5 protein-coding genes, 3 tRNA genes and 1 pseudogene are annotated in these 13837 nt (G+C 63.6%); 4 read left to right on the top strand and 5 right to left on the bottom strand.

What is annotated here, in order from left to right:
• The 5 genes from JNK99_RS15180 to JNK99_RS15160 all read right to left on the bottom strand — a co-directional run.
• The coding region (locus JNK99_RS15180) for an aminotransferase class I/II-fold pyridoxal phosphate-dependent enzyme (protein WP_291854515.1) at positions 1 to 827 on the bottom strand (827 nt) is incomplete at its 3' end.
• A 1-nt stretch (position 828) separates the two neighbouring features.
• Positions 829 to 8496, bottom strand: a complete 7668-nt coding sequence (locus JNK99_RS15175) for a type I polyketide synthase (protein WP_291854514.1) — start codon at positions 8494 to 8496, stop codon at positions 829 to 831.
• Positions 8497 to 8857: 361 nt separating this feature from the next.
• Positions 8858 to 8933, bottom strand: a tRNA-His gene (locus tag JNK99_RS15170).
• An 8-nt stretch (positions 8934 to 8941) separates the two neighbouring features.
• Positions 8942 to 9018: transfer RNA gene (locus JNK99_RS15165), tRNA-Arg, on the bottom strand.
• Between the two features lie 75 nt (positions 9019 to 9093).
• Positions 9094 to 9170, bottom strand: a tRNA-Pro gene (locus JNK99_RS15160).
• Positions 9171 to 9420: 250 nt separating this feature from the next.
• Here JNK99_RS15160 and JNK99_RS15155 point away from each other — a divergent pair.
• From JNK99_RS15155 to JNK99_RS15140, 4 genes and pseudogenes are all read left to right on the top strand, one after another.
• The gene (locus JNK99_RS15155; protein ID WP_291854512.1) at positions 9421 to 10527 is read left to right on the top strand and encodes a M12 family metallopeptidase; all 1107 of its coding nucleotides are present in this window, start codon (positions 9421 to 9423) and stop codon (positions 10525 to 10527) included.
• 275 nt (positions 10528 to 10802) lie between these two features.
• Entirely contained in the window at positions 10803 to 11240 is a 438-nt protein-coding gene (locus JNK99_RS15150; RefSeq protein ID WP_291854510.1) for a hemerythrin domain-containing protein, read from the top strand.
• Between the two features lie 290 nt (positions 11241 to 11530).
• Complete coding sequence (gene pgi / locus JNK99_RS15145) at positions 11531 to 13165, top strand: glucose-6-phosphate isomerase (RefSeq protein WP_291854508.1); 1635 nt, start codon at positions 11531 to 11533, stop codon at positions 13163 to 13165.
• 60 nt (positions 13166 to 13225) lie between these two features.
• Positions 13226 to 13837, top strand: a pseudogene (locus JNK99_RS15140) (alpha-D-glucose phosphate-specific phosphoglucomutase); the annotation flags it as partial.

The following is a 13837-nucleotide window of genomic DNA, read 5'->3' as shown; positions in this document are numbered from 1 at the left end:
CCCTTGCCGCCCATGACGCCAAACGAGTGGGCTTCATCGACCATCAGGAAGGCGCGGTACTTGCGCTTGATCTCGACAAAGCGTGGCAGCTCGGGGTAGTCGCCGTCCATGCTGTAGATGCCCTCGAGGACGATCAAGACGCGCTGGAAGTGGTGGCGTTGCTGGCCAAGCTGGGCTTCGAGGGCAGTCCAGTCGTTGTGCGGAAAGGGCAGTCGGCGTGCCCCCGAGAGGCTGATCCCCTGCAGCACGCTGTTGTGGATCAGTTCGTCATGCACCACCAGATCCTGGGGACCGAACAGATGGCCAATGGTGGTGACATTGGTGGCGTGGCCGCTGACGAAGGTGATCGCATCGTCCGTGCCGTAGACATCGGCAATTGCCTGTTCGAGCGCGCGATGTACCGGGCGCTCGCCGGAAACCAGCCGGCTGGCGGAAACCGAGGTGCCGTAGCGGTCGATCGCCTGCCTGGCTGCGGCAGCCACTGCCGGATGCCCGGACAAGCCGAGGTAATTGTAGCTGGCGTAGTTGATGTATTCGCAACCGTCGATCCGCGTCGTGGCACCGGCAATTCCTTCATGCACCTTGAAGAAGGGGCTGTCGATACCGAGGCGATTGGCGCCCTCGCTGATGATGCGAATCTGCTGGTAGCCGGGATGCAGGTCAAAACGGTAGTGCTGCTCGGGTGTGCTGCCGGCACTGTTCGAGGCGGGTGACGGCAGGGTCAGGTTCTTTCCCTGTTCCGCCTGGCGCAGCCGACGTTCCAGTGCCTGCTGAATGAGTTTGTCCTTGATCTGGGCGGTCAGCCCGGGCAGGCCTTTGCGTGGCATGTCAGTCCTTCGGGGGGGGGTGGGCCGCGGCCACTCTCTCGCCCAAGGCAGGCTGGCCCGATCGGAGGTGTTCAGCCAGGCTGGCGATTGCCTCGGCGGAAGCATCGACGCCCTGTTGTTTGGCCACCTGCTCGGCCTGCTCGGCGATGTCGTTTTTAACCGCCGGTTCACCCGACTCGCTCTGCCCGCGCAATTGCTGGACGATGCGCTCGGCCAGTTGGGTGATCCTCGGGGTCTGGCTCAACGCCATGACCGGCAGGCGAATCCCGAAACGTGCCTCGAGCGCGACGACCAGTTCGACCCCCATCAGCGAGTCGAGCCCCATGTCGTAAAGCGAGCGGTCCGGGTCGATCTTGTCCGGAGCGACGCGCAGGATCTCGCCGATCTCGTTCTTCAACAGATCGACGAATGCCGCCCGCAACTGATCGTCGGGGAGTTCCGCCAGCAGCCGCTGAATGTCCTGCGACTGGTCGTCGTTGCCGTCGCCGGGCGCTACATGCCAGTTCAGTGGCCGGAACTTCGGGCTCGCGGCGGTGGGCAGGAAGCGGCTCAGCGCGTGCCAGTCGAGTTCGAGGACCGCCAGGCCAGAGCTGTCGGCGAGCAGCATTTCCTCGAGCGCTTCGAGAGCAATCGTCGAGTTGATTGCCGAGCCACCCATGCGGCTCTGCAGCCCTTCCTTGATCTGGGGATTGCGCGCCAGAAAGCCGACGTCGTCGATCGGGCCCCAGGCAACACAGGTGGCACACAGGCCGAGTGCGCGCCGATGCGCGGCGAGGCTCTCCAGGCAGAGGTTGGCGGCAACGTAGCTGGCTTGGCCCGGATTGCCGAAGGCAGTGGTCGCCGACGAGAAGAGAACGAAGAAATCCAGTTGCTGCCGCTCGGTCAGTTCATGCAGATGGCGGGCGCCGAGGATCTTGGGTGCCAGGACGCTGCGTATCTGGCTGGCGTCACTGTTGCGCACCAGCCCGTCATCGATCAGCGCGGCCGAGTGCACGACACCCTTCAGCGGTGGCATGCTGCGGGCTGTTGCGGCAAGCAGCTGGTCGAGCGCGTCGCGTCGGGTGACGTCGCAGATGGTGGCGTAAACGCGTACCCCCTGTGCTTCGAGTTGTTCGATGATCGCCCGCGTTTCCGCGCTGTCGGGGCCGCTGCGGCCGATCAGGATGAGGTGGCGCGCGCCCTTGCTGGCCAGCCATTGTGCTGTGCGCAGCCCGAAGCCGCGCAGGCCACCGGTGACCAGGTACGAAGCATCGGCAGCGAGCTGCAGTCGCCGGCGTGCCACCGGTGCCGGGTTGTGCGCGTGCTGGATGCCGTGATGATAGGTGATGACGATCTTGCCGATCTGCCGCGCCTGCTGCATGTAACGGAAAGCGTCCACCACATCCTCGGCCTCGAAGGTGTGATAGGGCAGGGGGTGCAGGAGCCCTTCGGCAAACAGGGCCATGATTTCGCCGAACAACCTGCGGGTGAGTTCGGGGTGCACCAGCATCAGTTGATCGGCATCGATACCGAAGTAACTGATGTTGTTGCGGAAAGGGCGCAGGCCAACGCGCGTGTTCTCGTAGAAATCCCGTTTGCCGAGTTCGAGAAAGCGACCAAATGGCTTCAGGACCTGGAAATTGCGGTTGATCGCTTCGCCGGCCAGCGAGTTGAGCACCACGTCGACTCCGCGTCCACCGGTCTGTTCCAGGATCTGGTCGGCAAAGGCCAGTGAACGGGAGTCGAAGATGTGCTCCACGCCGAGCAGGCGCAGGAAGTCGCGTTTCTCGTCCGAGCCTGCCGTGGCGTAGACTTCGGCGCCGATCCACTTGGCGACCTGGATCGCAGCAATTCCCACCCCGCCTGCCGCGCCGTGGATCAGGACCCGTTCGTCCGGGCGCAATCGCGCCAGGTGGTGCAGGGCATAGTAAACCGTGAAGAAGGTGCTCGGGATGGTCGCCGCCGCTTCGCAGGAGACCCCGGGCGGAATGTGGGCGATGGCGCCCGCCTGGGTGACCACGCGGTTGCCGAAGCTTGACGGCCCGAAACCCACGACCTGGTCGCCCGGGTTGAACGCGCTGCCCGGATTACCTACCCGGCTGACCGTGCCGGCAAACTCGAAACCCAGCGTCGGACCGGCAAAGCCGTTCTCGATGGCCTCATCGGACAGCAGCCCCAGGGCATACATCACGTCGCGGAAGTTGAGTCCTGTCGCGCGCACGTCCACCTCGATCTCGTCTGCTGCCAGTGCTCGGCGTGGGTAGGCTTCCCAGCGCAGATTGCGCAGTTGTCCGGGGAACTGGAAACCGAGCGACACCGTTGCTTCCTCGATGGGAGCCTGCTGTCGAGCATCAGGGCGCGGCTCGACGTACAGGCGAGGGACATAGCGCTCACCGCTATGGGTGAGAACGACCTCCTGTTCATCGTCGGGTTGTTCGAATTCACGGTCGAGGGCGGCGGCGGCCGTTTCCAGGTCGATCGGGGATTCGAGATCGACCAGGCGGACGCTGCCGTTGTCCGCTTCGTTGAGCATCGTCCGGCCGAATCCCCACAGCGCGGCATCGGCGGCAATGCCGGCTGGCCATGGTCTTGGCTGCGGCAGCAGGTGGTTGGCCGCATTGGCAGTGACCAGCCAGCAGGTCGTTCTGGTTTGCGAGCGCTCGCAGGCCTGGACGATGTGCGCTGCCAGGGCACAGCGGGCGACCTGCCGTTCGAGCGCTGCCTCGGAACGGGTGTCGCTGGTCTGGACGTCGAGCCCGGCGAGATGGACGAGACCGTCAAGCTCGCCGTAGTTGGCGGTGGTTTCACGCAGCAGTGCCTCGATCTGCGCAACGTCGTCGGCCAGGGTCTGGATCACCAGGTCTCCGCGCGCCTGCAGTAGTCTGGTCAGGCGGTCGGAGAGGCGGGCCGAGTAGCCCTCGCAATCCGCCACCAGGACCCAGCTACGCAGGGTCGAACGGGCGATTGGAGCGGCGATTTGTTCGGTCTCGGCGCGCTTGCCGAGCAGCAGGTAAGGCCCGGACAGGGTGTCCGGCGAGAATTCGAGCAGTTCTGTCGACGTCAGGCCGATCGTCTCCAGCTGTTGTTGCCAGAAGGAACTCGGGCGCTGATTCGACAGCCAGCGACCGTTTTCTGCTGGGGACCACCCGGCGCGCCGCGCGCCAAAAACGAAATCGATCCAGCGCGAGGGGTGCTGGCCGATGACGATCAGTGCGCCACCCGGAGCAAGGCTGCCGTAGGCGTATTCGATGGCCTGCCGGGCATGGCCTGGCGTGGCGAAATCGAGCGTCACGATGGCCATTGCACAGATGGGACTGGCTGCGCCTGTGGAATCCGCCGCGCTTGGCGAGCCGTCAAGCAGTTGCGTGGCAATGCCGGGAAACGATTCCCCCAGCCTGCCGACCACCTCGTTCAGTGTCGACGCCGAGGGACTGGCAAAAAGATAGTCACCGCGCTTGAAGTCGAGGGCGACGCAGGCGTCCATGGCCAACAAGGGGGCGCCTTCACTGACTTCGACGATGCCCAGTCGGCGGCCTTCGGGCAGATCACCCAGTCCCTGGCGGATCAGGTCGCGTACCGCCTGTCCGAGGCGCTGCACGCCACCGGCCCCCAGCACCTGGCGCAACAGGGCGCTCAGCGAGGACTCCTGCGGGCAGATCTCCGCCAGGCTGGCGCTGCCCACCAGCAAACCGTGCAGATGCATGCCGACGCGTCCGACCGAATGAACGATCTGGAAGTAGTCGGGGTCGTCGGCCAGCAGACTGTTCCAGATATCCTGGGCGGATGATTGCTCGCGCTGGTCGGGCAGGATCTCCCAGCCATCCGGAGTCTTCACCAGTGACTGGTCATCGACTGCCAGATCCAGCAGACTGCACAGCCACGGTTCACATTCCGGGTTGCTTGTCTGGCAGTCCAGGATAGAGCGCAGCGCCAGTCCCTGCCAGTCGCTTGCCAGACGCTGCAGGCCGAGTCGCGTGAAACGACTGCACAGGCTGTCGAGCAGCGGGTCCACCTCTTCCGAATAGCGCCGGTGCGTGCCCTTCAGCGCGGCCCGCCGGACGAGTTCGACCAGCGCCGACCGGACTCTGGTGAAGGCAATGCCGGCCTCGGGCGCCGGGCTCATGGCATGCGGTTTCGGCGTCGCATGGTAAGCGAGAAAACGCAGGCGGTCGGCGGCACCCCGACTGAGACGAATGGCGCGAAAACGGGCACCCTTGACGACCGCGATACTGCTCCCGTCGGCGGCGAACAGGGCAAAGTCCGCATGCAGCGAGCGGGGGCTGCGTTTGACCAGCGTCGCGCGTGCCAGTCTGGGCGACGCGTTGCCACCACGGAACGCAATGCGGCCCATCCGGGTCGGCACGAAGGCGAGTCCCTCGTACACGCCGACCATCTCGCGCAGCACCTGAAAGACGAGCTGGAAGGCGCCGTCGAGCAAAGCCGGATGGAGATGCGTCGCGGCCAACTGATCTCCCACCAGTTCCGGGACGCGATACACGGCGAGCACCGAATCGCCTTCGATCCAGCCATGATCGATGCATTGGAAGGCGGGACCATAGGCGATGCCAACCGCTCTGGTCAGCAGCGCGTGGCTGCTGCCGTTGAAGTCGGGCAGGCGGGTGGGCAGCGGTGGGGCGGTCTCGCGCAGCAGCGTCGTTTGCGCTTCTCGCAGGATGCGTGCCACAGCATGCAGCGCCCAGGGATCATTGGACAGTTGCTGGCGGCTGCTGATGGTCAGTCGGCCATCCTGGGGATCGACCTGCGAGCGCACGACCTGTGAGCGCTCGTCGCTGAGCAGCAGGGGCGAGCGGATCTCGAGTTCCTCGATCTCGGCAACTTCAGCCGGGAGCCAGGCGCGGGCACAGGCCAGGGCCAGCTCTGCGAAGCCGGCGCCCGGGAAGACCGTTGCTTCCCCGACGACATGATCGGCGAGCAACGGTTGTAACTGGGTGTCAAGCGGGTTTTCCCAGGTCAGGTCTTGCTGTGGCAGCGGGTAGCCGAGCAGAGGATGCACCCGGTGGCGGTAAATCAGCCCCAGCGATTCGGCGGTGACCGGGTGCCAGTGTCGCTCGCGTTGCCAGGGGTAATTGGGAAGTTGTACAAAGCGGCCGGGTCTGGGGAAGTGGGCTTGCCAATCGACCTGGCAGCCGGCGATCATCGCCTGGCTGGCGGCTGCCCTCAGACGGGTGGGCGAGTCGTCGCCATGCCCCGCCGTCGCCATCACCCGGCCCTCGATCGCCCGTGCCTTGAGGCATTCGTTGATGTAGCCGCGCAACACGGGACTGGGGCCGATCTCCAGGAAGAGATTGACGCCGCGTTCGATGATGCTGCCGATCGCCGGCTCGAAGAGCACGGGTTGGCGGATGTTGTACCACCAGTAGGCGGCATCGAGGCGAGGACCGGGCAGCAGCTTGCCGCTGACCGTCGAGTAAAATGGGAAGCGCGCCCTGCGTGGCTGCAGGTCTTGCAGGGTGCGTCTGAGCTCAGGCTCGATGACGTCCATCGCCGGGCTGTGAAAAGCGTAGTCGAGGCCAAGTCGCTTGTGGACGACGTTGCGCTCCTCCAGCGCCGATTCCAGACGGGCCAGTTGCTCCGGCTCGCCGGCCACGGTTACGCCGCGCCGGCTGTTGATCCCGGCCAGGGTCAGCGAATTGCTCAAGCCCAATTCGTCGAGTAGCTGTTGCGCAGCCTCCTGGCCCAGGCCAACCGCGCTCATCTGTCCAAGACCCCTGGTCAATCCCTGCAGGTGGCTGCGCTGGTAGATCACCTGCACGGCATCCGCCAGCGTCAGTGCGCCCGATGCCCAGGCCGCGGCAACCTCCCCGACGCTGTGTCCGGCGACCACCGTCGGTTTGATGCCGAGCTGCCCGAGCAGGCGGGTCATCCCGACCTGCAGGGCGAACAGCGCGGGTTGCGCGACCTCGGTCGAGGCGTAGCGATCATCCCCATTGTGGCCGGCCAGTTCGTCTTCCAGAGAGAAATCGCCGTACTGTTGGAACAGCGCGTCGACTTCCCTGACTGCGGCACGGAACAGAGGCTCCTCGGCCAGCAGGCACCGGCCCATGCCTGCCCATTGCGAGCCATTCCCCGAGTAGATGAAAGCCAGTGCACCGGACGTGGTCAGCGCCGTGCCCGTTTCAACCGCGATCTGATCGGTGTTGCCGTCGGCCAGAACGTCCAGCGCCTGGACCATCGATTGTGGCTGCATGGCGTACACGACCGCCCGTTGCTCGTGCCATTCGCGGTGGAAAGCCGCGCTGTAGGCGACGTCGTAAAAGCTGCTGGCCGGCCGTCCGCTGACGAATGCCGCCAGATCGCGCGCCGCAGCTTTCAGGGCGGTGTGATCGCGCGCCGAGACGACGATCGGCAGCGGCTCGAGCGGCGGAGCTGACCGTGCCCGGGCACGGGTCGGCGGCGGACTGGCGAGGATGACGTGGGCGTTGGCTCCCCCGAAACCGAAGGAGTTGACGCCGATGAAGAGCGTCCCGCTCTTCTTCAGGTGCTTGTTGCTGGTGACCAGTTCAAGGTTCCAGTCAGCGAGCTGGATGTTCGGGTTGACGTTCATCACGCCGATGGTCGCCGGTACTTCGCGGTGTCGCAGGCAGTGGATCGCCTTGACCATGCCAGCCACTCCCGAGGCGGTTTCGAGGTGACCCAGGTTGCTCTTCACCGAGCCGATCGGCAGCGGCTGCCCGCCTGGCCGGCGTTTGCCCAGCGCCTCACCGATGGCCCGTGTTTCAATCGGGTCGCCGACCGCAGTACCGGTACCATGGGCCTCGAGATAATCGATTTCTACCGGGTCGATGCCGGCCTGCGCATAGGCTTGCGTGAGCAGTTCTGCCTGCGCCCGCGGGCTGGGGACGGTCAGGCCGGACTTCCGTCCGTCGGTGTTGACCAGCGAGGCGGCCACCACGGCGAGGATCGGATCACCGTCGGCCAGCGCCTGATCGTAATCCTTGAGCAGGAAGATCCCGCCACCCTCCGAACGAACGTAGCCGTCGCCCGAGGCATCGAAGACCCGGCAGCGGCCCTGCCTGGAAAGCATCGATGCCTTGGCAAAACCGATGAAACCGTAGGGATGCAGATGCAGACTGATGCCTCCGGCGAGTGCCTGCGTGGTTTCGCCCGACAGGATCGCCCGACAAGCCTGGTGAAAGGCAACCAGTGACGAGGAGCAGGCGGTATCGATCGCCATGCTCGGCCCGCGCAGATCGAAGACGTAGGAGATGCGGTTGGCGGCAATGCTCGCCGTGTTGCCGGTGGCCATCGTCGAGTCGGCGACGGCCAGGTCGTCGGCCATACGATAGGAGTAGTCGGCACTGGCGATGCCGATGTAGACGCCACACTGGCTGCCGCGCAGGGCCGATGGCCGGATTCCCGCATTCTCGATCGCCTCCCACCCCATTTCCAGCAGCAAGCGCTGCTGCGGGTCCATCAGCGCCGCCTCGCGCGGGGAAATGCCGAAGAAGCCGGCGTCGAAGGTGGAAACGTCGCCAATCGACCCGGCCGCAAAGGTGTAGCTGGTGCCCGGATGATTCCTGTTCGGATGCAGGAAGGTATCCTGTGCCCAGCGCCGCGCATCGACCGTGGTGACCAGGTCGCGACCGGCGAGGAGGTCCTGCCAGAAGCGGTCGCTGCTCGTTCCTGGCAGTCGGAAGGAGTAGGAAACGATGGCAACGCGCCTGTTCATGCTGGCATGGATCCTGGAGTCTTGATGAGTATAGTCCAGCCCTCTCCGAGAGCCGCCGTATTCACTGCGACAAGGGGCAGTGAAGGCACGCCGTCGCTGGTGGCTGCCGGACAGGAACAGCCTGCCGGCGAGTTCCAGGCGGGCCGGGCGCCGCCGGGTAACTCATGTGCTGGTTGCAGCACCTTCGGTTCGTCGGAGACGCGCAGTATGGTGGGCTCTGGCTCAAGTCGGGCGGTCGATTCACGCAGGCCGTCGGGCGAACTCGATGACCGCCGGGGGCGGTGTCGGACGGGCAGCGCGAGGGACGGAGCCAGCTGACAGCCTGTGAGCAAACCTGCACACTTCCGACGTTCTGGTTGATTGGGGCGATGTACGGGATTCGAACCCGTGACCACTGGAATCACAATCCAGTGCTCTACCAACTGAGCTAACACCGCCGTTACTGTGGCGCGCCCGGCGAGACTCGAACTCACGACCCCCGGCTTAGAAGGCCGGTGCTCTATCCGGTTGAGCTACGGGCGCGAGTGCGACACTGCCTGGCAATGGTATCCACCGAATATCGCATCCTGCTGTTTATGCAACTGCTACTTGCCCTACTGGTCGGGGCGGTGGGATTCGAACTCACGACCCTCTGCTCCCAAAGCAGATGCGCTACCAGGCTGCGCTACGCCCCGAGAAAGGCGGCATTCTACAAGCTGGCGCCCCATGGGTCAATGAGCCCCGCACCGTTTTCGGAAACCCGGGAACTCCGCTGCGCCTTCTGCCGTTCATTCGCTGCCCGTCTGGTGTACCCGATGAAAGCCGACTTGACCCTGCCGGTGTCCCGCGGCATGCTGCCAACCGACAGTGCTCCGCGCGACGCGTTGCCTGGCCTGAGTGGCCGCCATTGGTGGCCTGATCGATTGATTCGGAGAGGAGAACGACATGCCCAACGAGCCCCTTACTGAACGCGGCGGATTGCTTGCGGAAGCGTCACCGACCCTGCGTTATTGTTGCCAGCCGATCGTACAGGCCCGACAGTTCGATCCGGCCGTCGAACAACCGCGCGTCCGGGCAATCGTTGCCGGGGGCAAGAAATGGGTCAACGGAACACAACTGACCTTTCACTGCTTTCAGGCAGACGACGATGTGGCAAGTGCCTGGAAGGGCAAGGCGAGCGACATCGACGCGGTCAGACAGGCTTTTGCGGCCTGGTTCGGTCTGGGCATCGGCATCAGCTTTCGCGAGGTTGCCAGCCCCGCAGAGGCCCGACTGCGCATCGCTTTCGACCAGACGGGTGGGTCGTGGTCCTACGTCGGGCGTGACAATCTGGGCATCCGGGAAGCGCGACAAAGAACGATGAACTTCGGTTGGCCGCTTGATACACCCTACGGGCGAGATACCGCGATGCACGAAATCGGCCATGCGCTGGGGCTTGAACATGAACATCAGAATCCGTATGCCGGGATCACCTGGAACGTCGAGGCGGTTCGCCAGTACTTCCAGGGTCCACCGAACAACTGGGATGCGAAGTACATCGACTGGAACATCCTGCGGAAGATCAGTCCTGCCGAAGTCAAGGGCAGTACTTGGGATCCGGACTCGGTCATGGAGTATGCTTTTGGCCCCGGGCTGATCGTCGAACCCGTCGCATATCGTGCCGGTTTGCAGCCCAAGGGAGGACTGTCAGCCGCCGACAAGGCATGGATCCTGCAAACCTATCCGGGTTCTGCGGCCCAGCCGCCGAACCCGATGCTGGTCGTGGGCGTGCCGCAAAAGCTGGCAATCGGCGCCGGAGAGACTCGCCTCTTCGACTTCACTCCGGCCGAGACGCGGATCTACCGCTTGGCGACAACGGGCAGCTCGGATAGCGTGATGGCGCTTTTCGAGGTCACTGCGTCGGGCAACGTGCAGGTGGCCGCCGATGACGATAGCGGGACGGATGCCAACGCGCGCATTGACCAGTTGTTGACCAGCGGCCGCCAGTATCGGGTCGGCGTCCGGCTTTACTACGCAAAGACGGCCGGCGAAACCTCGCTGCTGATTGCCTGAGAGCGCTTCGAAAGACCTGTCGGACGCTCCCGAGGCCGCTTTTTTCGCCGGCTGTCGGGCAGCCCAGATCATTCCGGCGGTGTCGGAAGCGACAAGGCCGGCAATGGGGAAAAAGTGCCGGCCAGCGCACTCCCGGTCTCAGCCATGCCGCAGGCGGCTTCTGCACGGCTTATTTTGCTGAGGTCTGGCTGATTTTACTGGAATTTCTCAAGCCCACTTTTTATACTGTCTCATCTGGAAAAAGAAATCGACCGTTTTCCCGGGGGAGCCCTGCCGTGGAGATCAAACTTGCCGGTCTGTTGCCGGAAGCCTTGCTGATCGGCCTGCCGGAGATTGATGCCCAGCATGAAGAGATCTTCCGGCGCATCGAGTCACTAAAGGTAAGTTGTTTCGGCTCGGGTCCCGTTTCCTTCGATCAGTTCGAAAGCCTGCTCGATTATCTGGAGTACCACTTCGCCAGTGAGGAGCGTCTTGCTCTGGAGGTCGGGGCCGACTTCGACAGCCACGCCGCCATCCACCGGGACAACCTGCACGCCTTGCAGAAAGCCTTCGGCGAAGTGCGCAACGGTGCGCGTGATGTTCACTCTTTCCTGCGCTATGCCGAGTACTGGTTTGAGCGCCATATTTGCGAGGAAGACAAGCCTTTTGCAGACAGCGTGCGAATCTGTCAGCTGAGGTCGTACAGCCGCCCCCAGTCGACCGCTGGCATCTGACTTGCGGGGTCGATCCGTGCCAACCTTCCTTGCTGTCCGCGTTGATCGGGCGAAACTTGTCCAGTTCGACCACAGCGCTGCAACGATGGCCCGCATGGGTTCAAAATAACCGGGTAAAAGAGTCAGAAATGGTCTTCGCAATGACCATCCTTCATTCTTTTTTGCGTTCTTTCGAGCATTCTGGCAAGCTGATAACCGGAACAGCATATCTTGTCATATTTCATCGTGCGCCCCTTTCCGAAGGCCGTTTGACGACGGTCTGATCTTTCATCAAAGAGCTTTCACCCGCCATGAACATCACCGCCTCAGCCGCCTGGAAGGCTATTGAAGCACACCGGCAGTCGCTTGCACCCGTGCATCTGAGAGAACTGTTTACGCGCGATCCAGGTCGCGTCGCGTCCCTTTCACTGAGCTTCGACGGAATTCTTTACGATTTCTCGAAACAACGTGTCGATTCGACAAGTCTGCCTTTGTTGGTGGCGCTGGCTCGTGAGGCACGCCTCGATGAATGGACCGCACGCATGTTCTCGGGTGAGCGAATCAACGCCAGCGAGGATCGCTCGGTGCTGCATGTGGCCTTGCGACGATCGAGCAGCCCGTTCCCCAGCAACGAGCTGGATGTCATGCCCGAGGTGCTCGCCACACGCCAGCGCATGGCCACTTTCGCCGACCACATTCGTTCGGGTCAGGCGCTTGGCTTCACCGGTCTGCCGATCCGCAACGTGGTCAACATCGGCATCGGGGGCTCCGACCTTGGTCCGAAAATGCTTGGCTGTGCCTTGCGTTCGATTTCGCACCCGGCACTCGGCGTGCACTACGTCTCCAATCTCGATGGCGCCCAGTTGGCGCCACTGCTGCAGACCCTCGACCCAAGAACCACCCTGTTCCTGGTGGCGAGCAAGACCTTCACCACCCAGGAAACCATGCTCAATGCGCAGACCGCGCGTGCCTGGCTGGTGGCCAATCTGGGCGACGCTGCAGCAGTATCCAGGCACTTTGCCGCGTTGACCGCCAAGCCCGAACGTGCCGTCACCTTCGGCATCCGGGAGGATGCCGTGTTCCCGCTTTGGGACTGGGTGGGAGGACGCTTTTCTCTCTGGTCGGCGGTCGGCCTGGCGCTGATGATCGCCATCGGACCGCAGGCCTACGCCGACCTGCTCGCCGGTGCTGAACGAATGGATGAGCATTTCCGCAATACGCCCTACGAGCGCAACCTGCCGGTCGTGATGGCTCTGATCGGTATCTGGAACACCAACTTCCTGGGCGCGACGAGCAACGCGGTACTGCCTTACAACGAGTCGCTGAAGTATTTTCCCTCATTCCTGCAACAACTCGAGATGGAAAGCAACGGCAAGTCGGTCGGCATCGATGGACAGCCGCTTGCCTGTGCGTCCAATCCCATCGTCTGGGGCGAGCTCGGCAACAATGGTCAGCACGCTTTCTTCCAGCTTCTCCATCAGGGCGGTCGATTGGTACCCTGCGATTTCATCGCCGCCGTGCGTTCGGATTATCCGCTGACCGGTCACCAGGAGGCTTTGCTGGCCAACTGCTTCGCACAAAGCGCGGCGCTCGCTTTCGGCAAGACGGCGGCGGAGGCGCGCGCCGAGCTGGGAGACAGCATGTCACCGGCGGCGCTCGAGGCACTCCTGCCGCACAAGGTTTTCGCCGGCAATCAACCTTCGTCGACACTCTTGCTCTCGCGGCTCGAGCCGCAAACGCTTGGCGCACTAATCGCGCTCTACGAACACAAGGTGTTCGTTCAGGGCGTCATCTGGGGGCTCAACTCCTTCGATCAGTGGGGGGTGGAGTTGGGCAAGGCGGTGGCCAACAGCATCCTGCCGGCGATCGGCAATCCTGCCTTGGCAGCTAAGCTCGATGCGTCGACCCGGGGATTGCTGGCGTTCACCCGACAGCACCTGGCGTAAGACCGCTTTCCCGCGCCACGCATTCAGCGCGTTCAATTTGTGAAGAGGCATGAAATGAAGATGCAGGTGGTCAGCATTCCCAGCGCGCCGTTCCCCGGCCAGAAGCCGGGAACCTCGGGGCTGCGGAAAAAGGTGAAGGTATTCAGTCAGGAGCGCTATCTCGAAAACTTTGTCCAGGCCATTTTCGATACCCTCTCAGGGCAGCAGGGGCGGACCCTGGTGTTGGGGGGCGACGGTCGCTACTACAATGATGTGGCCATCCAGACCATCCTGCGCATGGCGGCGGCGGCCGGCTTCGGGCGTATTCTGGTGGGTCGGGACGGCATCCTGTCGACACCGGCGGCCAGTGCAGTGATCCGCAAGTGGCGGGCCTTCGGTGGCATCATCCTTTCGGCGAGCCACAACGAAGGTGGTCCCGATGGAGACTTCGGCATCAAGTACAACCTCGGCAACGGGGGACCGGCAAACGAGGCGTTTACCGATGCGGTTTATCGTCGCACGCAGGAGATCGGCGCCTACCGCATGGTCAACTCGCCGGACGTCGATCTGAGCCGGATTGGCGAGTCCCGTATCGGCGAGATGCTGGTCAGCGTCATCGATCCGGTTGCCGACTATGCCGAACTGCTCGAGTCGCTGTTCGATTTCGATCGCATTGCCACATTGCTCGCGCGT

This window comes from Accumulibacter sp. (genome assembly GCF_016789985.1).
Classification (GTDB): Bacteria; Pseudomonadota; Gammaproteobacteria; order Burkholderiales; family Rhodocyclaceae; genus Accumulibacter.
This window is presented reverse-complemented; position numbering and strand designations above follow the sequence as displayed.

Bases quoted from the DNA above. Each gene is read 5' to 3' on its own strand.
- JNK99_RS15175 (WP_291854514.1), bottom strand. From the start codon at position 8,496: ATGAACAGGCGCGTTGCCATCGTTTCCTACTCCTTCCGACTGCCAGGA.
- JNK99_RS15155 (WP_291854512.1), top strand. From the start codon at position 9,421: ATGCCCAACGAGCCCCTTACTGAACGCGGCGGATTGCTTGCGGAAGCG.
- pgi (WP_291854508.1), top strand. From the start codon at position 11,531: ATGAACATCACCGCCTCAGCCGCCTGGAAGGCTATTGAAGCACACCGG.